Below are 25,225 nucleotides of genomic sequence, written 5' to 3'. Positions count from 1 at the left end.
TACTAGCCAGAATATCAATGACGTTGTATCATATCTAATTTAGCTGAGTGATTATTATGGTGGAGGAATTACCGTCGGTGTTTTTAGTAGGTCCGATGGGAGCGGGAAAGACCACGATCGGTAAATTGCTAGCCAAGCAGTTAGGGCGCCCTTTTGTAGACAGTGATTGGTATATTGAATCACAAACTGGTGCGGATATTGCTTGGATATTTGCCAAAGAAGGCGAAGCTGGCTTTCGGGAGCGTGAGACCCGCGCCATTGACGAGTTGACTCAGCAATCCCAAATAGTCTTGGCGACTGGCGGCGGTGCCGTGATGTGCGCCGAAAATCGAGCCTTTCTCAAACAGCGTGGCATTGTAGTTTATCTGAATGCCGCTGTCGATGTGCAAATGGCGCGTACTGCCAAAGACAAATCACGACCATTATTACAGCAGCCCAATCCCAGAAAAATACTGCAAGACTTATACAGCACTCGCGATCCATTATATCGGCAAGTGGCGCATATTATTATGCCTACGGGTCATACTTACCCACGTCATATGGTCAATCAACTCTTACAGCAACTCCAGTCGTTTGGTTTATCTACTGTTATAACACCAGAACATAAGTCATAAATCATATGATTTAACATATGCTATTTTAATCCCATTAAAGATGTTTAGGAGTATCTCATGGCAGTGCCACTATTTCATAATGGTTTAATGGTTCATACGCAGAGTCATGATTATCCAATTGTCATTACTGAAAACAGTGCGATAAAGAACAACAGTATGGCAAAGCAAATTGCACCCCATATTGGTGGCCGCCAAGTATTGATTGTGACAAATGATACCGTTGCGCCTTTGTATCTAAAAGTGTTGGAAGAAGAGTTAACAGAGCAATTTACCGTTAAGGTCTGTGTGTTGCCCGATGGAGAGCAATATAAGAACCAGACCAGTATCAATCAAATTTACGACACATTGATGGCGTCGCACTTCAATCGTGATGTCACACTTGTAGCCTTGGGCGGTGGTGTGGTCGGAGATATGACAGGCTTTGCGGCGGCAAGCTTTATGCGTGGGGTGAATTTTATCCAGATCCCAACGACGCTATTGTCGCAAGTGGATTCAAGCGTTGGTGGCAAGACTGGTATCAATCATGCGCAAGGCAAAAACATGATTGGTGCTTTTTGGCAGCCGCAGATGGTGCTTGCTGATATGAGCACCCTAAAAACATTGCCTGCACGGGAGCTATCGGCGGGACTCGCTGAAGTTATAAAATACGCGCTGATTATGGATGCAGACTTTTTGACTTGGCTTGAGGCAAATCTACCAGCAATGATGGCATTAGATTTGGCCATATTGGGTGAGGCGGTAAAGCGCTGCTGTCAATACAAAGCTGATATCGTCGCGAAAGATGAAAGAGAGTCGGGTGTACGGGCATTGTTAAATTTTGGCCATACTTTTGGGCATGTGATTGAAACGCATGAAGGCTACGGCAATTGGCTACATGGTGAAGCGGTTGCTGCTGGCATGGTACAAGCCGCCGAGCTGTCACAAAAGCTTGGCTGGTTAACGGTTGAAGAGGTGGTGCGTATCAAGCGCATTTTGACGTTGGCCAACTTACCCATCACGCCGCCGTCTATCGATGTACAAACTGCGTTGAGCTTGATGGGTCATGACAAAAAAGTGAAACACGGACAAATCCGCCTTATTTTGTTAAAATCACTGGGTGACGCCGTACTGACCAATGATTTTGATGCCGAGATTTTAACGGACGTATTGTCACAACATAGTACATAACGTATCAAAATTTTAGTTATCATTAGAGCGTGTTGAATTGTCAAACATACTTTAATACTCATAGAGATAAACTACTCAAAGTGCACTGTGTCATCGTCATCTCGTTTGCATACGCTTGTATCTAATGCGGCTAAATATATTTTTACCAAGGACATCCTCATGGCAGCTTCAAGACCAACGCCTCGTAACGCTCGCCAATCATATCGTCGTCAAGCGTTGATTTGGCTGATAATGACCTTGCTGTTGGGCGTGGTCACCGCGCTAATTTGGATGCTTAGTCAAACACCAGCGATGGGCGCCAAAATCGAAAATGCCCCGATATCCGCCCCGCAATCATTGAGCACGGCGCTTGAGCAGCCTTTAAGTATTGAGTCGTTACACGAGCTGGACACAGACGTACAGCCGATTAGTTTTGATACCACGGTTCGGGATTTGCGTAATTACCCTGATGAGTTTAAAGACAAGCGTTATTTGTTGACTAATAAAGGAAAATGGACTGTTCAGGTAATGAATGTCGCTGAAAATGAGGTCATTGTCAGCTATTTAGAAGGTCGCGCGGATCGTGATAAATTTGCCTATTTCCGCTATCTCGATGATGAAAACCAAGTGCGCTATATGTTGACTTATGGACTCATGAGCAGTCCGCAAGAAGCGGTCGGAGCGGCCAAACTCATCGATTTTAAATTGCCTGCTGATGTGCGTGTGTTGCCAGAAGAGATCAATCGTTATGTCGGTATTATCGATAATTATGAACGCCCTGATCCAGTAAAAGATTTAAGTACCAAGCGTACACGTTCTGTGAATTTAAAACCGACCAAACGTGAAGTGCCTGTGCGTCAGGCTACGCCAGCAGCCAGTGATAGTGTGAATGAGCAGACAGCAGGTAACAGTACAGATCGCAGTAGTCAACAATCAGCAAATGCCAATAGTGAAGCAGAAAGTATTCGTCAATCAGCTGATACCTCTGAGACCTTGTCTGTCAATGAAGAGCGTATCGTCGGCTATGAACAACAGACAACTATTACGTCACCTAAAAATGAAGAGGGTGCGAGTAAGCCTGCGGCCTCAAACACTGATAATAGCACGACTAAAAAACCACCAGTAGTGCCAACGCCTAAACCGCCAAGCAATACCAATGGCAGCGCTCCTAAGAATAGCACCGACAGTATAAAAACCTTGATAGAAGACAAAAGTAATTAGCGTTTAATAGCCGTTATGATGAAGCGGTGATTGTATTTTTTTAAAACCCACTAATAGAAATGATTGGTGGGTTTTTTTGTAGGATATGATAAATTCTTTACCAATGTTAAAAAGGAAGGTTTATAGTCAAGCCACTATAAAATAAATACAGTGCTGCTAGAATAATATTTTCGTAGCCTCTGCCTGCGAAGGCACAGCAAGCAAGAAAATATTATTCTAGCGATGCATTATGATGGTTATCAATCTTTCAGTTAGGATTGGTGATAGATGTCGCCAGTCTGAATAAGTGTCCTCGTTCAGACCTCGTTATTATTCGTTTCTATTAAAATCTGCACAAGGTTTTTAGTCGTCCTATAACCAATAGTAATAAGTTCTCTTACAAAATATGGCTAATGAATCGATAGAAAAGACTAGATTTTTTGTGTGGCATTAACTAATATAACTGAGGGCGACGTTCTGTATAGTTATCGTAAAAAACTATTTATCTAACAAGCATTTAGTAAGCAGCTCTTATTTATAAGCTACCTTACTAGCATTTTTTGTCTCAAGCGAAGCCACTTGTCATTCACAGTGAAGCCATGACAAGTGGCGCAACCTCTCTTATTGTCACTCTCTTTAGAGTTCATAAAGCGCTTGAGTATAGAGCGTCAGATATTCAACATTAATCAAATGCGCTGTTATTCAATGTCCAGCCAGCGCTCTTTAAGCGCTAGGCATGACATCATGACAGGCGAGACTCAACATAACGACATGATGTTATTGGTGATTAAGTAACTGGCATATAGGGTTGTACTTTATCCTACTGCTAGAGTCTATGACTTACTATCTGTTAATACGCGAATTATCTGTTAAGACATTACTTATTTATAGGAGAGTTAAAGGTTTTACCTTGCTCTTGAACGATGATGTCTATGAGTCTCGCACGATTTATTAATTCGAATATATGAATACTCACTATCAGCCCGTTCTGCTTACGGGTGCCAGCTTATGTGCCGCATTGGATATATAAGCTGCCCGTTTAATTAAAAGGACCAGCTATGTCAATGATTTCCTCGCACTCCCACCTGGCGACGCCAGATGACTTTTCTGATAATTGTGGTTTTGGTTTGATTGCTCACATCGAAGGCCAAGCCAGCCATAATTTGGTAAAAACTGCCATTCATAGTCTAAGTTGTATGACACACCGCGGCGGCGTGGCTGCTGATGGTAGAACTGGTGATGGTTGTGGTCTATTACTGGCGATGCCTACTGAGTTTTTTAGAAAAATTGCAGCTGAGCAGCAGTTAGCCATTACTGATAACTTTGCAGTTGGTATGGTGTTTGTCAATTTAGATGAAGCTAAAGCCAAGCATAGCCAAAAGATACTGAGCGATGAGATTGCGGCCCAAGGCTTAGACGTTGCGGGTTGGCGTGATGTACCGCTGGATCTAAGTATTGTTGGTGAAATTGGCCGTGAGACACTACCAGATTTTAAGCAAGTGTTTGTCAATGCGCCTGATGATCTGGCTGCGGACGACTTTAATCGTAAACTGTTTGTTGCTCGCAAAAAAGCAGAGCAACGTTTGGGCGATGACGAGTTGTTTTATGTTTGTTCATTGAGCTGCCAGACGATTATTTATAAAGGTTTGGTGATGCCATCAGACTTACCCGCGTTCTTTTTAGATTTACAAGATGAGCGGTTGGCATCGCATATCGTGGTGTTCCATCAACGTTTCTCGACCAATACTTTACCACGCTGGCCATTGGCACAGCCGTTCCGCTATCTTGCCCACAATGGCGAATTGAATACCATCACGGGTAACCGCAACTGGTCTGAAGCCCGTACGCCAAAATTAAAATCAGAAAAACTGCCCAACTTGAATGAGTTGACACCGTTGGTAAATAGTACGGGTTCAGACTCATCAAGCTTAGATAACATGCTCGAAGTCCTGATGTCAGGCGGCATGAATCTGTTCCATGCCATGTCAATCCTAGTGCCGCCAGCGTGGCAGAATGTCGATAGCATGGACATGGACTTGCGTGCGTTTTATGAATTTTACTCACAGCACATGGAAGCATGGGACGGCCCAGCAGGTTTGGTGATTCAAGATGGGCGTTATGCTGTTTGTATGCTCGACCGAAACGGTTTGCGTCCGTCGCGTTGGGTCACTACCAAAAATGGTTATATCACGGTGGCTTCTGAGGTTGGCGTTTGGGATTACTCACCAGAAGATGTGTTGGCAAAAGGCCGGGTTGGGCCGGGTCAGATGCTGGTTATCGATACCTTGACCGGTCAAATTTTAGATACTAAGGCGATTGCAACTTTACTCAAAAATGCCCATCCGTACCGCAAATGGTTACGTGATGAAGCGACACGCATTCGTGATGATGAGCGTTTAGAGGAAACATTAGCAACGCAAGCTTGCCGCGGAGATAAGCTAAAAGCCTTGCAAAAAATGTATCACATCACTAATGAAGAGCGCACAGAAATCATTCGTCCCAATGCTGAAAATGGTCAAGAGCCCGTCGGTTCAATGGGCGATGATACGCCGATGGCAGTGCTGTCGCAGCAAATCCGCCATGTTGGTGACTTTTTTCGTCAGCAGTTTGCACAGGTGACCAACCCGCCGATTGATCCATTGCGTGAATCGATTGTGATGTCGCTACAAACATGCCTAGGCGCTGAAACCAATGTGTTCTCGCCATCAGCGAGAGACGCGCATCGTATTATTTTATCGTCACCTGTACTGTCAGCCAGTAAAATGCAGCAGCTTGAAACTTTGGATGATCCTGCATTCAAGATGGCTCGTATCGATTTGAACTATGACCGTACGCTAGAATTGTCCGATGCCATTACCGCTATTTGTGAGCAAGTGGCGATTAGCATTCGTGCTGGCCATACCTTGATCGTATTATCTGACAGAGCCATTAATGCAGACAAAGTCCCTGCCAACGCTATTATGGTTACGGGTGCTGTGCATCATTATCTCATCGCGCAAGGTATTCGTACCGATGCTAATTTGATCATTGAGACGGGTCTTGCTCGCGACTCGCATCAAGTGGCTGTATTGATTGGCTTTGGTGCGACCTGCGTTTATCCATACTTGGCATATGATGTCATCGATGACTTGGTAGCAACTGGTGAGCTGCTTGGTGATCCGATCCAAGCGCGGGTGAATTTCCGTAAAGGCTTGGATAAAGGCTTATTAAAAATATTATCAAAAATGGGTATCTCGACTGTGGTGTCTTATCGCGGTGCTCAGTTATTTGAAGCTGTTGGCCTCTCTGAAGAGGTCGTTAGCTTGTGCTTTAAAGGGGTACAAAGTCGTATCAAAGGTGCTACCTTTGCAGACTTGGCTGCCGATCAGGCACAGTTGGCGGCTAATGCCTTTAAACGCCGCGCGCCACTGGATCAAGGCGGTTTGCTGAAGTTTGTCTTTAACAAAGAATACCATGCCTTTAATCCAGACGTGATCAACACCTTGCATACCGCCGTAAGAACGGGTGATTATGAAAATTATCGCCAGTATGCAAATCTGGTCAATAGTCGTCCAGTTGCCACATTGCGTGATCTATTACAGCTAAAAACAGACAACAGTATCGATGTCAATGACGTCGAGGATATCTCTGAGATTCTGACACGCTTTGACTCTGCTGGCATGTCATTAGGCGCACTGTCTCCTGAAGCCCATGAAGCGATTGCCATGGCCATGAACACCATTGGTGGGCGTTCAAACTCTGGTGAGGGCGGTGAAGATCCAGTACGCTATGGCACACTGCGTAACTCAAAAATCAAGCAGATTGCCTCGGGTCGTTTTGGCGTCACGCCAGCTTATCTACGTTCAGCAGAAGTCATGCAAATTAAAGTCGCACAGGGTGCCAAGCCGGGTGAAGGTGGTCAGCTACCGGGCGGTAAGGTCAATGCTTTGATTGCGCGCTTGCGTTATTCTGTACCAGGTGTGACGTTGATTTCTCCGCCGCCGCACCATGATATTTATTCTATCGAGGATTTGGCGCAGCTAATTTTTGATTTAAAACAAGTCAATCCAGATGCTTTGGTATCGGTTAAATTGGTATCACGTCCTGGTGTCGGTACAATCGCCACAGGCGTTGCAAAAGCCTACGCCGATTTAATCACCATCTCAGGCTATGATGGTGGCACAGCAGCTTCTCCGTTATCTTCTATTCACCATGCAGGGTCGCCATGGGAGTTGGGTCTTGCCGAGACTCATCAGTCGCTACGCGTCAATGGACTGCGTGACAAAGTACGTATACAAACCGACGGTGGCCTAAAAACAGGTCTCGATGTGGTAAAAGCGGCGATTCTTGGCGCAGAAAGCTTCGGCTTCGGTACCACGCCGATGATTGCGGTTGGCTGTAAATACCTACGTATTTGCCATTTGAATAACTGTCCAACAGGCGTTGCCACGCAAAAAGCCAAGTTACGCGATGAGCATTTCATTGGTGAAGCTGAGATGTTGATCAATTTCTTTAAGTTTGTGGCGACCGAAACGCGCGAGTGGCTAGCAGCATTGGGTGTCCGTAGCATGGAAGAGTTGGTCGGACGTACTGATTTGCTCGAAATACTCGAAGGAACGACTGAGAAACAGCGTCACCTTGACCTAACGCCGTTGCTATTCAGTCATCCAGCCAGTGCTGGTAAAGCGCAAACGTGTCAAGTAGAGCGCAATGCGCCATTTGATAAAGGCTTGCTCGCTGAACAGATGATTAGCGATATGTTATTGAATATTCGCCAAGGTATAGGCGGAGATTATAGCTATGATGTTGGCAACTGTGATCGCTCCATCGGTGCTCGTATTTCTGGCGAGATTGCAGAACTATGGGGCAACCTTGGCATGAGTGATATGCCTATTAAATTGAATCTAACCGGCACAGCAGGACAGAGTTTGGGAGTTTGGAATGCGGGTGGCCTAAATATCGAGCTTGAAGGCGATGCCAATGACTATGTCGGTAAAGGCATGGCAGGCGGTGAAATTGTTATTTATCCGCCCAAAGACTCAAACTTTGTCGCACAAGAGACAGCCATTATCGGTAACACCTGCTTATATGGTGCAACTGGTGGCAAATTGTATGCTGCTGGCACGGCAGGCGAGCGCTTTGGTGTTCGTAATTCTGGCGCGCATGCGGTCATCGAAGGCACAGGCGACCATTGCTGTGAATACATGACTGGCGGCATCGTCACCATTCTTGGACGTACTGGTCTCAACTTTGGGGCAGGCATGACTGGTGGTTTCGCTTATGTGCTCGATATGGAAGGTGATTTCTTTGATCGTTGTAACCATGAGCTGATCGATCTGAATCGTATCTCCAGCGAGCAAACCGAGGAACATCGTATTCATTTGCAACGAGTGATTGAAACGCATATAGATAAAACTGGTAGTGTATGGGGTCAGACGATATTGGCTGACTTTGAACACTACGTCCGTAAGTTTTACTTGGTGAAACCAAAAGCTGCGAACATTGCGAGCCTTCTAAAAACGACTATGGCGGACCCACAATAGCGGATTGGGTTACCCGACAATAGATTTTTAGATACGCTTTAACTCACAGGTTTTGAGCAGGTAAGTGACAGCAGCGATTTACACATTCTAATGTGACAATTCATTGAGCATCGTTCGCTGTCACCGCCCACTATAAAAGAGCCTTATATAAAAGAGATAGCACCATGGCAAAACGCATAGAAAATAGTTTTCAGTTTTTAGATGTACCACGTCTTGAGCCAATCAAAAAAGACATTGCAACACGCTCAACGGAGTTTGTTGAAATTTATACACCGTTTGAGAGTGAGGCCGTTGCGCAGCAGTCGCATCGTTGTCTTGAGTGTGGCAACCCGTACTGTGAATGGAAATGTCCAGTGCATAATTACATTCCCAACTGGCTGAAACTGGCCACCGAAGGGCAGATATTTCAAGCGGCTGAGTTGTGTCACCGCACCAATACATTGCCTGAAGTGTGTGGGCGTGTTTGTCCACAAGATCGCCTATGTGAAGGCGCTTGTACCCTAAATGATGGTTTTGGCGCGGTCACGATTGGTAATGTTGAAAAATACATCAATGACACCGCCTTTGCGCTCGGCTGGCGTCCAGATATGTCAGATGTGGTTTGGACCGACAAAAAAGTTGCAATCATCGGTGCAGGGCCAGCAGGTCTTGGCTGTGCGGATATATTGGTGAGAAATGGCGTCAAACCGGTCGTCTTTGATAAACGTCCTGAAATTGGTGGCCTCCTTACCTTTGGTATTCCAGAGTTTAAAATGGAAAAAGACGTGATGCGCAATCGCCGTGTCATCTTTGAGGACATGGGTATTGAGTTTCGCCTTGAAACAGAGATTGGCACAGATGTTAGCATCGATGAGCTGCTCAGTGATTATGATGCCGTGTTTATGGGTATGGGTACGTACACTTACATGCGCGGCGGTTTTGCGGGTGAAGAGCTAGACGGTGTTTATGATGCACTAGATTATCTGATTGCCAATGTCAATCGTTGCAATGATTGGGAAAAGAATCCCGAAGAGTATATCGATTTCAAAGGCAAAAAAGTGGTGGTATTGGGCGGCGGTGATACAGCGATGGACTGTAACCGTACCAGCATCCGTCAAGGCGCTGAAAAAGTGGTGTGTGCCTATCGCCGTGATGAGGAAAACATGCCAGGCTCACGCCGTGAAGTGGTCAATGCGCGTGAGGAGGGTGTTGAATTCTTGTTCAACCGTCAACCAACAGAAATTATTGGCTTAAATGGTAAGGTTAAGGGAGTCAAAGTCGTCACTACTCAATTGGGTGCGCCGGACAACCGTGGTCGTCAACGCCCTGAGCCAATTCACAATTCAGAAGAAATTATCCCTTGTGATGCGGTAATTATGGCTTTTGGCTTTAGACCAAGCCCTGCTGACTGGTTTGAGTCGCAGCAAGTAGCGATGGATAGCTCTGGCCGTGTGTTGGCAGCAGAAAAACAAACCTTTAAATTTCAAACTCAAAATCCTAAAATATTTGCGGGTGGTGATATGGTGCGTGGGTCTGATTTGGTAGTGACTGCCATTTGGGAAGGTCGTGAAGCGGCTGAAGGTATTTTAGATTTCTTGGAAGTATGATTAAGCGCGTCTAACTTACATCAGTGATAAGTATGCTCTGATTTTGAGCGTCTTTTGTCTTTAATGGGCAAAAGACGTTTTTTTTGGGAATGACTTTGTAAATGGCGGTGCTACTGCTAGGATGTCAATTGTTAGCATATAATTGCTGCTATCATTCTAACCATCAACTAAGAAGAGTAGCCCTGCGTGAAATTAACTATGTGGCAGCGATTTACCGCGCTGTTTGTTGAGCCTTATGTCCGCTATCAATATGCAGATACCTTGCATGCCATACGTTTGGGTACGGCCGTCATACTTGCGCTATTGGTCAATAAAATCACCAACTTCCCACATGGGGAGTGGACGACTATTACTGTTTTTATCATCTTGGGGTTGTTGCAATATCAAGGGGCTATCTATACCAAAGCAAAAGAGCGAGTCCTTGGCACTTTATTGGGAATCGGCGCTGCTCTTGGTGTTTTGTGGTTCAGTCAAAATGTGAGCGCATGGTTGTGGGTAGATTATGCCTTGATAGGTCTGATTAGTGGCATCATTGGCTATCTAGCAGTCAGACAGCTTGGGTATACAGGGCTGCTGACGGGTATCACCATGCTGATGATTGTCTCAGATTTGGGCAATAATAACATTGGTCAAGATGGTGTTTACCGTGCTCTGAATATTTTGCTTGGAACGGGCGTCTCGGTAGCAGTGACACTGGTGTTGCCATTAAAGTCGACCTTGATGTGGCGTTTTTTATTGAGTAGTAATCTCGATGCTTGTAGCAGTCTTTATGCTGGTGTGGGCAATCACATTGATGCGCCTGATGTAATAAAGGATGCTGCTGTTCAATCACTGAATCCAGTGGCTATTCTCGCTGATGGCGTGCCTGTGAATAAGCAGTTGGTCACTGCACTACAACAGATAAATAAACGGCTACTGGCCGTACGCCCTCACATCGCTGCAACGGCTAGTGAGTCAGGAATTAAGAAAGAGACATTAGAGACCATTCAGCGTACTCACCGTAATATCATTGGTACGATTGATTTACTCTTGAGTGCGGCACCGCGTTTGGCAAACATTGACATCGATGATGAGAACCATGTCTTATTGTTACATTACCAACATGAGCTGACTCAAGCCATGCAACACATAGCAGCGGTACTGCGTAGTCCAAGCGATGAGATGTTTCGCCCCATTACTCGCATTGCCGTCTCAGAGTATCCAAGTGTCCAACATTTGGCGTTTGAATGGCAGGGATATTTTTGGTTAACCCAAACCTTGCAAACCCAGTTGCAGCAATTGAGTGACTTGTTGCAAGCGACCAAGCCAAATTGGTATGCAGCGTCTGGTTTGGGCTATCAGCGCCGTGAGCAGCGCAGAATAAAACAGCAAGGCGGCGAGACAGACTTGCATTTATAACACACAAAAAAACGCTGACAGTTGAGTGTCAGCGTTTTTTATCTTTAGAGTGAATGCTACACCATAACTATTAACGACCAGTTTTTAGCTTATCCCAATATTGTTGATACAATTGTAGCGCTTCATCACCCACGTCTTCTTGAAATTCGGCTTTGGCAAGCACTTCCTTACTTGGATAAATAGTGGGATTATTACGTACATCTTCGTCCATTAGCTCGCGGGCCGCTACGTTTGGTGACGCATAGCCAATCTCTTCACTGACGATTTTGGCATTTTCAGGACGCAATAGATAATCAATAAATTTGTGCGCCGCATCGACCTGTTTTGCATTCTTTGGAATGACAAAATTATCCATCCATAATATGGCACCCTCAGTAGGGTACTTGTAAACCAAGCTGGTTAAGCCTTCATCATTGGCCATAACGGCTTCGCCATTCCATGTCATGCCAAGCGCTGTTTCGCCTTCGATGTAGGGCATACGAGTGGCATCGGAGTTAAAGGTTTTCACATTTGGCATCAATGTGGTGAGCTTATCGTAAGCGGCTTTAATCTCATCAGGGTTGCTACTGTTGCCTGAATAGCCAAGCGTCAGTAGAGCCATACCAAATACTTCGCGTACGTCATTGGTCAGCATCACTTGACCTTTGTATTCAGGACGCCATAAGTCATTCCAGCTGTTGACCGTCGAAGGATCTACAGTATCGCCATTGATCGCCAGACCGGTGCTGCCCCACATATAAGGTATAGAGTATTTGTTTTCAGGATCAACTTTGGTGTTAGTAAATGACGTATCCAGATTCTTAAAATTGCTCAGCTTTGATTTATCCAACTCTTGTAGCAGACCTTCTTTGGCCATCTTTTCGACATAATAAGTTGATGGAATGGCCAAATCATATTGACTAGAGTCATCGAGCAGTTTGAGCTTGGCATACATGGCTTCGTTAGAGTCAAATGTGGTGTAATTAACGCTAATACCAGTCTCTGCCTCAAAGCCATCGAGAATCTCTTGGGGCATATATTCTGACCAGTTATATAGATTGAGCGTCTCATTACTCGTTGCGGTACTACCATCAGCAGCGGCGTTGTCAGAGTTACTACAGCTGGCAAGCGCCAAGCCAACAGCCACGGCCAATAATGCTTTTGGTACGATGCGACCGACACGAGCTGGGGTGTTTGCGGCTGAATGGCGCGACGATAAATGGGTCAAAATCTCTCTCCTAAGTAAAGATAAGGCAGTCAGTAAAATATGGTAAATAATAAACATTCAATACAAGCGATCATATTCTAGTCAATGAAAAGTAAAATCGATAATTTTGTACTACTGGTATCAATTTTTTCTTGCTTGCGGTGTGCTTGGCACGTTTTGATGCTGCAAAAAATTCATCCCACTAGCGCTGTAGCGTTTTACAGTATTGTAACTATATTATGGTCACGACGCCTAAAAATTTAAAGGGGCGTCATAAGCACTGTCACTGAGATATGAGTGAACAATCACGCAAGTTGATGCATATGACGTTATGTATTTATTTTATAGTGGATTGACTATATGATGAGCGCAGGTTTATATGACACCATGCTGCTATACCAACCATAACATAATAACGGATGACCCATCATGACTCAGACCAACGCTGCTATACCTGCCTTGTTGACCGATAAAGTGGTTATCGTCACTGGTGCCAGTCGCGGACTTGGCGCACAAATTGCTCAGACAATGGCGGCAGCTGGCGCAAGCGTTTGTGTCAATTATCTCAATAGCAAAGAAGCCGCCGAAACGGTGGTTGCTGACATCATTGCGGTAGGTGGACAGGCATTTAGTTATCAGGCTAATGTTACGGAGCTTGAGCAGATGCAAGATATGGCAAAAGAAGTAGTAGCACGCTATGGTCGCATTGATATATTGGTCAATAATGCGTTGCCAAGCTACCAGTTTAATCCTAATGCTGACTATACCAGTATTGAAACGGTAAAATGGGCGCATTTTTCCCAGCAAATAGACGGCATCGTAAAGGGTGCGGTCAACACCGTGCAAGCAGTACTACCTCAGATGAAAGCGCAAAAAATGGGCAAGATTATCAATATCTCAATCAACCTTGTCTATAATCCAGTGGTCACTTATTACGACTATACCACGGCCAAATCTGCATTGATTGGCTTGACACGCAACCTAGCAGCTGAGCTTGGTCAGTATGGTATTCGGGTTAATTTGCTGGCAGGTGGCCTACTGAAAACGACGGATGCGAGCCGCCTAACGACTGAAGAGGTGTTCGATTATATTGCTACGACGACCCCGCTGCGTCAAGCGACCTCAGTGGCTGATTTTGCCAATTCAGTGCTGTTGATGGCCTCTGATCTAAGTGCGGCTATCACTGGACAATCTATCGCTGTCGATGGTGGTTTGACGATGCCTTAGCGCTTATTTGTGAACATTCGATAAGCACTGCATAATGAATATAGAAGAGGAAAAAGATGAATAATCGCAAGCGTGCTGGACTCATTGTCGCTGTAATCGGTATGGTTGCCTTTATGACATTGTTCAATTCTGGCTCACCAATGCCTATCATCCATTGGCCAGTTGAGACTTATATGGGTTTGGCATTTACGATTGGTTGGTTGAGCCACGTACCAAACTGGCTGGCTTATGTGCTGGCAGCGCTAGTGCTTATGCTTATGATCATAGGGTTTTATAAAGTTGGCGGCTGGGTTTATGGTTTGGTTGTGAGAAGGGACTGAGAGCGTTAGCTAATTATTAGGAACACCAAGAAATTTGATAAAAGAGAGATGAAATGGACAATCGTAGACTTGCTGGTATGACCACTATCCTTATAGGTCTGTTCGGCATTATCGCCTACTTTAATGCAGGCACTGGGACTGCAATAGAAAGCTGGCCGTTAGAGGCTTATCTTAGTGTGGCCTCTAGTATTGATACACTGACGAGTGTATCGACAACTTTAGTTTATGTTCTCACAGTTGGATTATTCGTTTTGATTATTATGAGACTTTATAAAATCGGTATTTGGGCTTATGATCAGATGACTGGACGAGAATGATTACTAGATTAAAGAGGTATACATCAATCAGGACAGATTTTATGGAGTGACGCAGGCTGGATCTATCGCTCAGCTTAGGACGTTGTAGGTTGTAAGCTGAGTTAAAAAATCAGCCTACAACAGCTAAAAATCTAGTCTACAGAGGTTTCTCTTAAGCCTTTTGCTTTATACACAATTGCTCAAGCACCGCTTGTATGCCAAACGCTTCAATCGTGCCAGTGACAAAATCTGCCCGTGCTATCAATGCGGGCTGCGCATCCCCCATCGCCACGGCAAATCCAACTAAGTCAAACATCTCTAAATCATTCATGCCATCGCCAAACGCCATACACTCACTGACATCTACCGAATAGTACTCGCACACATCTTTGATGCCTCGAGCTTTAGACGCATCCACTGGCAATATGTCTGCACCGATCTGATGCCAATGCACCAGTTTTAAATCATGCTGGGCAAAGTTGACGTCTTGCATTTTGTCTTGTTGATTATTAAAAAACACCGAACATTGATACACAGGGGTTGATTGATAATAGACTGGATCAACGATAGAGTTTGGCGTTCTGGCATTGTATTCGCGTAAGCGTTCATTTTCGCTGGACCAAGCGATATGAGTGGCAGAGTCAAACTTATGAATCAGCTCACTCTGTTGGCAAAGCTGGACAATGTTATCTGTCTGCTCAGCGGACAGTGGATAGTGGCTGATGCGACCCCTTTTATCAAAGCTATATTGCCCATTCATACAGATAATGGCATCTAAAACGTCAGCATCAAGCAGTGCTAAAATATCATCAGGTATGATGGCTTTGGAACGTCCAGTTGAAATCACCAGCTTAATATCCGTTTCGGACAATTGCTCAAGGGTCGCTTTGTTGTGCTCGGCGATAATACCGTTACGGCTCAAAGTATCATCAATATCAAAAAAGATAATTTTGGGTGTGGGAAGTTTGTGATTCGTACTGGCTGTCGCTGCTTTATCAACAATAAACATAGTTGTCCTTTGTGTTTTATATGCCATTTTTGTTCGTTATTATTCGTTTTATCCTACAGGCTCGTCAGCCAAAAATAATAGAATTTTTGACTAAGTTGTGTAACGTGCTGATTAATGAGTTTTTAACGTTAACCATGAGAAAAATTCATAACACGTAACCAAGTACACCATTGATTTCGCATCTTTCAACTCTATATATACTCTACATATATAGTCGCGAATTTTTAGCATGGCTAATGAGTATTTTGTTTGATTTCAATATTTAGCCATTTTAAACCATTTAGTCACGCTCGTTCAGATTGAGGACACGCCCTAGCATCAGTAAAAAATTGAATAAGCAAAAACCACCTATAGGAACAATACCATGACTGCTTCTACTCAAAATATGAAATCTCAAGACGCGCTATTACCGCGTCATCCTGACACTCGGCTTGAGGCAGATTGGTTGTTTCTATATGAGACGCTTCCGCCTACTAAGTGGTTCAGTGCAGAGTATGTTTACAAAACGTCGGGCTGGCTAAATATTCATGCCGATATACGCAAACGCCAGCATATCCTTACGCAAATCAGTGACGCTTATCAGTCTGGTGATATTGACTGGGCACAGTACCGCTCACAAATCTTACCACGGATAAATCAGTACATTTTCAAATTACATCAACACCACAGTATCGAAGATAACAATTATTTCCCAGCTTTTATTCGCATGTATCCACCACTAAAAACAGGTTTTGAGATATTGGACCGTGACCATGTGCGTTTGGATGGCCTATTGCATGAGTTGCAAGCACTGAATGGTCAACTGGCGACCAGTGAGGGTGAAAATAAGGTGCTGGGTGAGCAACTGCACAAGACATTAATTGATGTTAGTAATTTGCTCTCGCAGCATTTGTCCGATGAAGAAGATTTGGTGATTCCTATTTTGGGTTTAAATTAAAATTATAGGGATATACCGTGCAGACTCATTGACGATTAGGGTAATGCTGTCGATAGGATTGGAAATTTTTTTAAGGTTATTTTATTGTCATTAAAAGGCAAAAAGGCAGTAAAATACAAAAAATGTTGTTGATTATATTCTACTTTAAAGAGTATCTTAATTTAAATAAAGTTTTTATGAATGGGGCTTTTTATGCAGACAATTATAACCGATAATTCAGAAAGCAATAATGTAGAGGGCGAACATATTCTCGTTAGCCTCACTTATATTGGCAAATATATTGGTAAAAACAGTGAAAAGAATAATGGAGTAGAGTTGACTCGTATCCTTGAACAATGGCGAAGAAATAATGAAAAAAGTGAGATAACCTCAGCCCTTGTCATTAACGATCATTATTTAATTCAAAATATCGAGGGTTCAAGACCTGTTATCAATGAAGTACTAGGAACCTTGATTAATGAATACTCGTACTTCTTACCTCATGTCATTGATGTTGAGGAAATAGAGGTGCGTAAGTGGGATGGCTTTTTAATCAAATATTTAACCTCAAGCGCCCAAGATGAGGAATATACACTCAAAAGCCTTTCGGCAGGTGCCGATTTCAATCCCTATTTAATGAAAAAAAATCAAATTATAAGCTTTATGGAAGCAATCTTTGAAGACAGAGATTCCCAAGGTGATGAGGTCAGCTATTTTTAACTGACATTGGTTTTAATGAAGCGTTTTCTGAGCAACGGCATAAGACGTTAATTGATGTTAGTGGTCGACTCTCGCAATATCTATCCGATGAAGGTTTGAGTACTATATTTCATATTTAAAATATTGTTGAGGTAACACGGTTATAAAGAATATTTTAAATTCACTTTCTATTAATTGGATTTTTTATGCAAACAATCACAGAAAATATTTCAGAAAATAGTAATAAGGATGGCGAACATATTCTTATGAGCCTGACCTATATTGGCAAAAACAACGAAGAAAATTCAGGAATAGAACTGGCTCGCACTCTTGAGCATTGGCGAAGATATTTGATGGAAATGGATGTAAGCTCAGCGGTTGCTATTAACGATCATTATTTTATTCAAAGTTTCGAGGGATCAAGGCCTGCTATCAACGAAGTTTTGGCAAAGTTGATTAACGAATATTTGTCTGTATTACCTCATATCGTTGAGGTTGAGGAGATAGACGTACGTAAATGGAATGGCTATTTAATCAAATATTTAACGTCAAGCACTGAAGATGAAGAATATACATTAAAGAGTTTCTCAGCAGGTGCTGACTTCAACCCCTATCTAATGAAACAAACACAAATCACAGGCTTTATGCAATCGATTTTTGAAGAGAAAGGTCTAACCATATCTAAAGATAGCGATATCAATTAACTGTGACTGTCATTTAATTTAATAAAAATTATATGAGATAGAATTATGCGTAGGCTGAGATTTTAGCCCAAACTTTTAAGAAAAAATTTGAGAGGCATAATTTAAAAGAACTTATATCAGATATAAGACGAAAAAATCTCTTATTTTTTGATCATAAATTGATTGAATCGGCATAGCCTGCTTCTCATAAATCATATCAATAAATGCTGCAACACTTATCGACTTACCGAAAAACCATGATTTTTAACTTGATACTATGATGTTACTGCCGGAATATGTTCATATTCCAATTATCTTAACAGTATCTATTTATTATAAGGTTAGGATTAACGATCAATATCGGTTAACAAGATAATAGCGTCTCTCTTTATTAAGGCATCAACTACCTAAAGGAAGAAATATGAAAGTCTTTACCCTCAAAAAAGTAGTCGCTCTAACAGCACTTGCTTTATCTGCCAGCACATTCGCTATGGATGTTAAGTTTGCTGATGCCTCTTGGAACGGTAAAAAAATACCTGAAGGTCAGCAGTGCCTAAACTATGATGGCAAAAGTCCAGCCACGCCAAGCATGACAGTCACAGATATTCCGGTAGGCGCGGAGAGCTTGGTATTCGTTTACAACGATGTGAGCAATAAACGTATGCAAAATGGTGGACATGGCATTGTAGAGTTTGCATTACCGAAAGGTGCCACGAGCGCAGAAATACCACGCGTATTTGGTCATACTTATGAAGTGCCAGTCGGTATTGAAATGGTCGCCGAATACCGTAGCCGTGCAGGCGAAGTGGGAGGAGCGTATAAACCACCCTGTTCAGGCGGTAAAAACCATCTGTATACGGTAGATGTGCAGGCGTGGCAAGGCGATATGGTACTTGCTGAGACAACGGTTGAGATGGGTCGGTATTGATGCCTTGGTTGTTTTAGCTAATGTATAAAAAAGCCGTCTATATATTGTGTATAGGCGGCTTTTTAATGAGAGCAGGTTACATATATAGGTAAAAGTTCCGACCTATGAAGAGAGTCTATATATTTAGGTCTTGATTCTATGAAAGACATTTCAAGCTGAACAGTATTATTACTCAAAGTCTTTAATATTTAAATATTGGTTCTTACTATGTTTGCTCTTCCATAAGTTTTGATCAAGTTTACCTGAATTAATAGCTTTGACTATAAACTCAGCCCATAAATCTTGATACACATAATCGTTATGTACCTCATCATAGCGACAGTAATTAGTGTTGGTATCAAAAGGATCTTTATCATCTTTTTTTGTTGGACGTATCTTGAAACATGTGTATAGGCACATATGATCATGTTGGTTAATCTTGAATGCACTTTTCGAATTAACAGTCTTAATTATATCACCAGGCTTACTTTTGCCTGGATTAATAACCTCTTTTTTAATAACTTTATCTTTTATAATAGTAGTAAGCTTATCGTAGCTGTCTTTATCAGACTGAGAAATAGAGTTCCAGTTTACAAAGTCTACTGATAAATCATTCCTATTAGTATTAGATATTTTTGGAACTTCAATCAGCTTAATACTGTACTCTAAAGTGTTGAAGACACTATCAGTTAATGAAAACCTATAAGTTTCTATGAAGTTTTTGAGTTCTTTAACTTCCTTCGAAAGCAATTTTTTACTCGACTCTAGTTGTGAGGATTGTCTCATCCTAGAAAATTGTAAAGAAAATGCTAAACTCTCATTCAGAGCATATTCCTCTCCGAAAAAATTAATTAGCATAGTCTCATAATTATAAAGTAGAGACTGGCATTCACCAAAAATCATTACTCCAACTTCATCTTTATCTATATGTCTATGCTCGATTTTATTTCTTAATTTTATAAAAAATAAAAGATTATGTTCTATTGGGATTGAGATTTTTGCATACTTGCTGATGCAAGTTCTTAGTTCCCAAGCTTTTCTTTCACCATCAATGTTTTCATAATGTCCTTTTATATTCTTATAGTAGTATTTATCCCCAATTGTATGATGAAAGTGGGCATGGAATAATCGCGTCCACGCCATTATCATATGTGTAATATATGCTTCTACTCTAAATGGAGTTCTTGGCTTATTATAAATTTCAACTGCAAGTAGAGCTGAATCAATTGAACTTTCTAGGGTTGATTTTGTTTTACCTCTTCTTAAAAACATAAAACTTATAACTCCAAATTTGAATTAAATTCTACCCAACCTCAACACTCGTCACATTTTGAAAGCCTCTTGGCAACTGTCCGCCGCGATTACCACGAGTGCCCGTATAGTTGGCTAAATCATTGGGCTTTAGGGTCACATGACGTTTGCCAGCGGTAATGACGAGGCTATCTTTTTGATTGAGTGGTGTGATCACTAATACCTCTTCATTCTCTTTTAATTTAATCAATTTATTGCCTTTACCGCGCGCCTGTTCAGGTAAATCATCAAGAGCAAACATCAACAAGTATCCCGCATTGGTGACGACAGCGATATGGTCAGGCGCCATACGTGCGTTGCTGTTTTCGCCTTCAGCATTGTTATTAGCAGTCATATCTACTGGTGCCTCGATACGTACAATGGGAAGCAGGCGACTATCAGCCGCTAAGTTAATGATGTTTTTACCCGCTTTCTGATTGCTATCGAGATTGCCAATCGTATTGATAAAACCATAACCTGCTGAGCTGGCAAGGATGATGCGCTGATTATCGTCACCGGTTAATAATTGCTCAAAGCTGGCACCTGCTGGTGGTTTTAGTACGCTGGTCAGCGGATCGCCTTGACCACGGGCAGAGGCAAGGTTGTGCGCATCGATACTATAGCTGCGTCCAGTACTGTCGAGCACGTAGATTTTTTCATTGGATTTACCGCGCACGTGCGCTTGATAGCTGTCACCTGAGCGATAGCTCATACCAGCGGCATCGACGTCATGGCCTTTAGCGGCGCGAATCCAGCCTGCTTTTGATAGGATCGCAGTAACAGGCTCACTCGGGACGAGGTCGGATTCTTTTAATGCCTGTGCTTCTTCGCGTTCTGCTAATGGCGATACGCGCTCGTTGCCGTGCTCTTTCATATCGGCGGTCATCTCATCGATCATCAGATTGGTCAGACTGTCTGGGTTGTCCAAGTATTCTTGAATAATGGCACGTTCGGCAGCCAGCTCATCTTGCTCACGGCGTAGCTCAATCTCTTCTAATTTTGCTAGCTGACGCAGACGAATATCCAAGATGGCATTGGCCTGAATCTCGGTGAGATCATAGTCTTGCATCAAAGACAATTTTGGATCGTCTTCTTCACGAATAATACGTATCACTTCATCAATATTAAGATAAGCAATCAGTAAGCCCGCGAGGATATGCAAGCGCTTATCGATTTTATCAAGGCGATATTGCAAACGGCGCGTGACCACTGAGCGACGGCAGATGAGCCATTCTTCTAAGATTTCTTTGAGGTTTTTGACCTGCGGCTTACCATTTAGGCCAATCATATTCATATTGACCCGATAATTGCTTTCAAGGTCAGTACTGGCAAACAGATGGCTCATAACCCGCTCAACATCGACGCGCGCCGATCGCAGTTCGAGCACGATACGGCACGCGTTTTCGTGGTCTGACTCATCATGAATATCGGTAATCCAAGGCAGCTTTTTGTCGGTCATGAGCTTGGCGATTTGCTCTTGGATTTTATTGCCTGAGACTTGGTAAGGCAGCGCATCAATGATAACGAGATTTTTTTCTTTGCTGTCGATATGAAAGGTGGCGCGCATTTTATAGCTGCCACGCCCCGTTTCATACATCGCCTGTAAGTCTTTTTTGCTGGTTATAATTTCAGCTGGGGTCGGCAAATCAGGTGCGGGTATGGTCTGGGTTAATTGTTTAACAGAAAGCTCAGGGTTTTTGAGCAAACGAATAGCCGCGCGTACTACTTCATTCAGATTATGCGGCGGGATATCGGTTGCCATACCGACCGCGATACCCGTCGTACCATTTAATAAAATATTAGGTAGGCGGGCAGGCAAGGTGGTTGGCTCCTGCATCGTGCCATCAAAGTTATCTTGCCAATCAACCGTGCCCTGTCCGAGTTCGGCAAGCAATGTATTGGCATAAGCAGACATTTTGGCTTCGGTATAACGCATCGCGGCAAATGATTTGGGGTCATCGGGGCTGCCCCAGTTGCCTTGACCCGTAATGAGCGGATAACGATAACTAAACGGCTGCGCCATGAGCACCATCGCTTCATAACAGGCACTGTCACCATGCGGATGGTATTTACCTAGGACGTCACCGACCGTACGAGCTGACTTTTTGGCTTTGGCTGTTGATTTTAGCCCCAGCTCACTCATGGCGTAGACAATGCGGCGTTGTACCGGTTTTAGACCGTCGGCGATATTGGGTAGCGCCCGATCCATAATAACGTACATGGCATAGTTGAGATAGGCTTGCTCAGTGAACTCCGCGACCGAGCGCGTATCCATTGGTTCATTAGGAATAATAGGGGCAATCGTATGATCAATAACATCGGACATAAAATAGGGTTCACTTATGAGTTTTAATAGGTATCAACAATTGGGGCAATCGAGCAAATAGAATAGTGCTATCGTAAAGGATATTGGCCGAATTAAAAAGGCATAAGTCAGAATAGACGACAGTGTATGACGTGCTCATGTGGTTTTCTATTTATAATATAGATTGCCCATTATGTCATCTGTACTGACCGATTCAATTTAAAATTAACAGATTTTCATGAATAAATGTTCGTCAAAAAACCATTGGTAATTTGTTCGATACCTATGGCTAAATGATTGATATGTATTGGATAATGGTTAGTCAAGCCAGTTTGCGAACTCAAGTAACAATCTTTTGTATTGAGTAGTCTATATAAAGTGTGTATGTTAATTAATAAAGGGCTATTTACCGCTATACCGTTTGTCCGTCACGATACGATTACGTCGCAGCTTTGCTTGCCATTATGATGACAAGTTTGTGTTCTGAGTTGTCGTATTTTTATCACACTGTGATTGGTATGGATTGACGGTAGCGCATTATTACTAGGAGAAAAAAGATTATGGAAAATCACGGTAACCTAATTCGTCGCAATGATAAAGTATGGGTCAATACGTATGAAAAACTTGGCATTCAATACGATATTGAGATGCCAGCTGCCAATACTTCATTAATCGATATCATTGAGCAGAACTTCATTACCCATGCAGGCAAAACTGCATTTGTATGTATGGATGTCAAACTGTCTTACGAAGAATTAGACCGCTACAGTAAACAAGTTGCTGCCTATTTACAGTCACTTGGGCTACAAAAGGGTGATAAAGTGGCGGTGATGATGCCCAATATTTTGCAGCTGCCCGTTGCTGTGTTGGGTGTACTAAGAGCTGGCATGACGCTGGTCAATGTCAATCCGCTTTATACCACAAAAGAGCTTGCCCATCAGTTAGAAGACTCTGACACCAAAGCCCTGATTTTGCTTGAAAACTTTGCCAAAACGTATGACGATATTGGTAAAGATTTGGTCGACCATGTGGTAATCACGTCGATGGGCGATCTAATGAGCCCACTCAAAGGTTTTATCGTCAATGCAGTCGTTCGTCATATCAAAAAAATGGTTCCTGATTATCATATCAAGGACAGTGTAAAATTCAAAAAAGCCCTAAATCGTTTTTCTGCCGAAAACTACAAGCGTCCCAACAATATCAGTCTTGACGATGTGGCTGTCCTACAATACACCGGTGGTACAACAGGCGTGGCCAAAGGTGCAATGCTCACCCACGGTAATTTGGTCGCCAACCTCATCCAATGTGATACGTATTTGGGCAATGCCTTTGATAAGTTTGAAACGTTAAATGAGCAACCAGTGATTATGACCGCACTGCCGTTGTATCATATTTTCTCATTTACCGTGTGTGGTATGTATGGCCTGTACCGTGGTTGTATTGGTTTGCTCGTGCCGAATCCACGTGATTTACCAAGCTTAATCAAAGCCTACAAAGATTATCCGCCAGCGTTTTTCCCAGCAGTAAACACGTTGTTTAATGCGCTTGCTAATAATGAAGAGTTCCAAGGTATGGATCATAGCAAACTTGAGATGTCTATGGGCGGCGGTATGGCGGTACTCAAAGACACCGCTGCTAAATGGCAACAAATAACAGGCAACGTTATCGTGCAGGGTTATGGTTTGTCAGAGACATCGCCTGTTGCGTCAGCAAATCCACATGGCACTGGTGAGTTCTCTGGTAATATTGGTTTACCGATGCCTGCGACTGATATGGCTATTTTGGATGAAGAAGGCAATGAAGTGGCACTTGGAGAGCGCGGTGAGATTTGTGTCCGCGGGCCGCAGGTAATGAAAGGCTACTGGAAACGTGATGATGCAACTGCTGAAGTCATGACAGCAGATGGCTATTTCCGTACGGGTGATATCGGTGTGATGGACGAAGAAGGTTATTTTAAGATTGTCGATCGCAAAAAGAATATGATTCTGGTATCAGGCTTCAACGTCTATCCAAACGAAGTCGAAGATGTAATGTCAGGTCATCCAAAGATTCTGGAATGTGGCGTCATCGGTGTCGAAGATGAAAAGAGCGGCGAAGTACCAAAAATCTATGTCGTCCGTAGTGATGACAGTTTGACTAAAGAAGAAGTGCTTGCTTATAGCAAAGAAAATTTAACTGGTTATAAGCGTCCTCGTTATGTTGAGTTCATCGATGAGTTGCCGAAGTCAAACGTCGGTAAGATTTTACATAAAGATTTACGCACGCTTGAAGAAAAGAATCACGGTTAATCCATCCATATTGAACTTATAACGTTTATTACGAGTGCCTATGAGTGGTAGGCACCAAACAGAATGACAGTCCAATCAAAAATGATAAGGTTGCTTATAGGCTGCCTTATCATTTTTTTGTCTTTGCCACTTTGCTAGCCTTAGGACGACGCCAGTATAGATAGAGAATGTTTAGCAAAACTGCTATAGTGCTCAGCGACATATTTTTGTATTTATCTACAAAATGTCATCAGTTTTACGCTCTGATTCCGGTAAAACTGTCATGGAAAAAAGTTATTTGATTCGGTGCTACCGAAGTATGACGCCATCTCTATTTGGCTTAGCTGACGCTTTGATCGACAAAGCTTGTGAATGACAAACTTTAGAGTGTTACCACGTTTATTATTCACAAGTTTTTGCTGTCATTGACCACTCACAAAAAATAATGGTGTGTTCATTAGGGCGTGTCCTCATTTTTATGATCATTTTCAAAATGAGGACATACCTGAGATTATTTTACGTTTTTAACGGTAACATTTAGGGAAAGTTATGACCGACACAATCGATAAAAAGACGACAAACGATAAAGCTGCGACCAGCAATAAAAGCAATGCGTCTGATAGTATTCAACAAAACAGTAACCAAGAAAACAGT

At 42.9% G+C, this 25,225-nt stretch carries 18 protein-coding genes; 14 read left to right on the top strand and 4 right to left on the bottom strand.

The window, feature by feature from the left end; translation table 11 throughout:
* Nucleotides 1–56: 56 nt before the first annotated feature.
* The 6 genes from aroK (at nt 57) to JMY02_RS05125 (ending at nt 11,466) form a co-directional block, all read left to right on the top strand.
* Nucleotides 57–614 carry a shikimate kinase AroK gene (gene aroK / locus JMY02_RS05150; protein ID WP_201595934.1) on the top strand — a complete coding sequence of 186 codons (558 nt, stop codon included), beginning with the start codon at nt 57–59 and terminating at the stop codon, nt 612–614.
* 57 nt (nt 615–671) lie between these two features.
* On the top strand, nt 672–1,781 hold the full coding sequence (aroB, locus tag JMY02_RS05145; protein WP_201595932.1) for a 3-dehydroquinate synthase: 1,110 nt from the start codon (nt 672–674) through the stop codon (nt 1,779–1,781).
* Between the two features lie 159 nt (nt 1,782–1,940).
* A complete protein-coding gene (locus tag JMY02_RS05140) occupies nt 1,941–2,981 on the top strand; it encodes a hypothetical protein (protein ID WP_201595930.1) in 1,041 nt (346 codons plus the stop codon).
* A gap of 1,037 nt (nt 2,982–4,018) precedes the next feature.
* On the top strand, nt 4,019–8,482 hold the full coding sequence (gene gltB / locus JMY02_RS05135) for a glutamate synthase large subunit (protein WP_201595928.1): 4,464 nt from the start codon (nt 4,019–4,021) through the stop codon (nt 8,480–8,482).
* Between the two features lie 164 nt (nt 8,483–8,646).
* Nucleotides 8,647–10,068: an FAD-dependent oxidoreductase gene (locus JMY02_RS05130; protein ID WP_021813141.1), complete on the top strand. Its 1,422-nt coding sequence runs from the start codon at nt 8,647–8,649 to the stop codon at nt 10,066–10,068.
* A 186-nt stretch (nt 10,069–10,254) separates the two neighbouring features.
* Nucleotides 10,255–11,466 carry an FUSC family protein gene (locus tag JMY02_RS05125; RefSeq protein ID WP_227678422.1) on the top strand — a complete coding sequence of 404 codons (1,212 nt, stop codon included), beginning with the start codon at nt 10,255–10,257 and terminating at the stop codon, nt 11,464–11,466.
* 70 nt (nt 11,467–11,536) lie between these two features.
* On the opposite strand, the gene JMY02_RS05120 is transcribed toward JMY02_RS05125, so the two are convergent.
* Nucleotides 11,537–12,673, bottom strand: a complete 1,137-nt coding sequence (locus tag JMY02_RS05120; protein ID WP_201595926.1) for an ABC transporter substrate-binding protein — start codon at nt 12,671–12,673, stop codon at nt 11,537–11,539.
* A gap of 408 nt (nt 12,674–13,081) precedes the next feature.
* Between JMY02_RS05120 and JMY02_RS05115 the strand changes: the two genes are divergently transcribed.
* From JMY02_RS05115 to JMY02_RS05105, 3 genes are read left to right on the top strand one after another with little or no spacing between them, the layout of a single operon-like run.
* The gene (locus tag JMY02_RS05115; RefSeq protein WP_201595924.1) at nt 13,082–13,879 is read left to right on the top strand and encodes a 3-oxoacyl-ACP reductase; all 798 of its coding nucleotides are present in this window, start codon (nt 13,082–13,084) and stop codon (nt 13,877–13,879) included.
* Nucleotides 13,880–13,935: 56 nt separating this feature from the next.
* Entirely contained in the window at nt 13,936–14,199 is a 264-nt protein-coding gene (locus JMY02_RS05110; protein WP_201595922.1) for a hypothetical protein, read from the top strand.
* A 53-nt stretch (nt 14,200–14,252) separates the two neighbouring features.
* Complete coding sequence (locus JMY02_RS05105) at nt 14,253–14,516, top strand: hypothetical protein (protein WP_040641711.1); 264 nt, start codon at nt 14,253–14,255, stop codon at nt 14,514–14,516.
* Nucleotides 14,517–14,667: 151 nt separating this feature from the next.
* On the opposite strand, the gene JMY02_RS05100 is transcribed toward JMY02_RS05105, so the two are convergent.
* Nucleotides 14,668–15,504: a Cof-type HAD-IIB family hydrolase gene (locus JMY02_RS05100; protein WP_201595920.1), complete on the bottom strand. Its 837-nt coding sequence runs from the start codon at nt 15,502–15,504 to the stop codon at nt 14,668–14,670.
* Between the two features lie 364 nt (nt 15,505–15,868).
* Between JMY02_RS05100 and JMY02_RS05095 the strand changes: the two genes are divergently transcribed.
* The 4 genes from JMY02_RS05095 to JMY02_RS05080 all read left to right on the top strand — a co-directional run bounded on the left by JMY02_RS05095 (nt 15,869) and on the right by JMY02_RS05080 (nt 18,730).
* Nucleotides 15,869–16,441 (top strand): hemerythrin domain-containing protein, encoded by a 573-nt coding sequence (locus tag JMY02_RS05095; RefSeq protein ID WP_227678421.1) that lies wholly within the window; start codon nt 15,869–15,871, stop codon nt 16,439–16,441.
* A 192-nt stretch (nt 16,442–16,633) separates the two neighbouring features.
* Nucleotides 16,634–17,140 (top strand): BLUF domain-containing protein, encoded by a 507-nt coding sequence (locus JMY02_RS05090; protein WP_201595918.1) that lies wholly within the window; start codon nt 16,634–16,636, stop codon nt 17,138–17,140.
* Nucleotides 17,141–17,325: 185 nt separating this feature from the next.
* Nucleotides 17,326–17,823 (top strand): BLUF domain-containing protein, encoded by a 498-nt coding sequence (locus JMY02_RS05085; protein ID WP_201595916.1) that lies wholly within the window; start codon nt 17,326–17,328, stop codon nt 17,821–17,823.
* Between the two features lie 400 nt (nt 17,824–18,223).
* Nucleotides 18,224–18,730 (top strand): hypothetical protein, encoded by a 507-nt coding sequence (locus tag JMY02_RS05080; RefSeq protein ID WP_201595914.1) that lies wholly within the window; start codon nt 18,224–18,226, stop codon nt 18,728–18,730.
* Between the two features lie 168 nt (nt 18,731–18,898).
* Here JMY02_RS05080 and JMY02_RS05075 read toward each other — a convergent pair whose 3' ends face one another.
* Complete coding sequence (locus tag JMY02_RS05075; RefSeq protein WP_201595912.1) at nt 18,899–19,981, bottom strand: DUF3644 domain-containing protein; 1,083 nt, start codon at nt 19,979–19,981, stop codon at nt 18,899–18,901.
* A 31-nt stretch (nt 19,982–20,012) separates the two neighbouring features.
* Nucleotides 20,013–22,325, bottom strand: coding sequence for a DNA topoisomerase IV subunit A (gene parC / locus JMY02_RS05070; protein WP_201595910.1), 2,313 nt, complete (start codon nt 22,323–22,325; stop codon nt 20,013–20,015).
* A gap of 539 nt (nt 22,326–22,864) precedes the next feature.
* On the opposite strand from parC, the gene JMY02_RS05065 reads away from it, so the two are divergent.
* Entirely contained in the window at nt 22,865–24,592 is a 1,728-nt protein-coding gene (locus JMY02_RS05065) for an AMP-binding protein (RefSeq protein WP_201595908.1), read from the top strand.
* Nucleotides 24,593–25,225 lie beyond the last annotated feature (633 nt).

This window comes from Psychrobacter vallis (assembly GCF_904846715.1).
In the GTDB taxonomy this organism is placed as follows: Bacteria; Pseudomonadota; Gammaproteobacteria; order Pseudomonadales; family Moraxellaceae; genus Psychrobacter; species Psychrobacter vallis.
This window is presented reverse-complemented; position numbering and strand designations above follow the sequence as displayed.

Excerpts from the sequence above, each read along its gene's own strand:
- JMY02_RS05110 (WP_201595922.1), top strand. The coding sequence starts at position 13,936 with ATGAATAATCGCAAGCGTGCTGGACTCATTGTCGCTGTAATCGGTATG.
- JMY02_RS05075 (WP_201595912.1), bottom strand. The coding sequence starts at position 19,981 with ATGTTTTTAAGAAGAGGTAAAACAAAATCAACCCTAGAAAGTTCAATT.
- JMY02_RS05090 (WP_201595918.1), top strand. The coding sequence starts at position 16,634 with ATGCAGACAATTATAACCGATAATTCAGAAAGCAATAATGTAGAGGGC.
- JMY02_RS05105 (WP_040641711.1), top strand. The coding sequence starts at position 14,253 with ATGGACAATCGTAGACTTGCTGGTATGACCACTATCCTTATAGGTCTG.
- JMY02_RS05100 (WP_201595920.1), bottom strand. The coding sequence starts at position 15,504 with ATGTTTATTGTTGATAAAGCAGCGACAGCCAGTACGAATCACAAACTT.
- aroB (WP_201595932.1), top strand. The coding sequence starts at position 672 with ATGGCAGTGCCACTATTTCATAATGGTTTAATGGTTCATACGCAGAGT.
- JMY02_RS05080 (WP_201595914.1), top strand. The coding sequence starts at position 18,224 with ATGAAAGTCTTTACCCTCAAAAAAGTAGTCGCTCTAACAGCACTTGCT.
- JMY02_RS05130 (WP_021813141.1), top strand. The coding sequence starts at position 8,647 with ATGGCAAAACGCATAGAAAATAGTTTTCAGTTTTTAGATGTACCACGT.
- parC (WP_201595910.1), bottom strand. The coding sequence starts at position 22,325 with ATGTCCGATGTTATTGATCATACGATTGCCCCTATTATTCCTAATGAA.
- JMY02_RS05115 (WP_201595924.1), top strand. The coding sequence starts at position 13,082 with ATGACTCAGACCAACGCTGCTATACCTGCCTTGTTGACCGATAAAGTG.
- JMY02_RS05140 (WP_201595930.1), top strand. The coding sequence starts at position 1,941 with ATGGCAGCTTCAAGACCAACGCCTCGTAACGCTCGCCAATCATATCGT.
- JMY02_RS05095 (WP_227678421.1), top strand. The coding sequence starts at position 15,869 with ATGACTGCTTCTACTCAAAATATGAAATCTCAAGACGCGCTATTACCG.
- JMY02_RS05085 (WP_201595916.1), top strand. The coding sequence starts at position 17,326 with ATGCAAACAATCACAGAAAATATTTCAGAAAATAGTAATAAGGATGGC.
- aroK (WP_201595934.1), top strand. The coding sequence starts at position 57 with ATGGTGGAGGAATTACCGTCGGTGTTTTTAGTAGGTCCGATGGGAGCG.
- gltB (WP_201595928.1), top strand. The coding sequence starts at position 4,019 with ATGTCAATGATTTCCTCGCACTCCCACCTGGCGACGCCAGATGACTTT.
- JMY02_RS05065 (WP_201595908.1), top strand. The coding sequence starts at position 22,865 with ATGGAAAATCACGGTAACCTAATTCGTCGCAATGATAAAGTATGGGTC.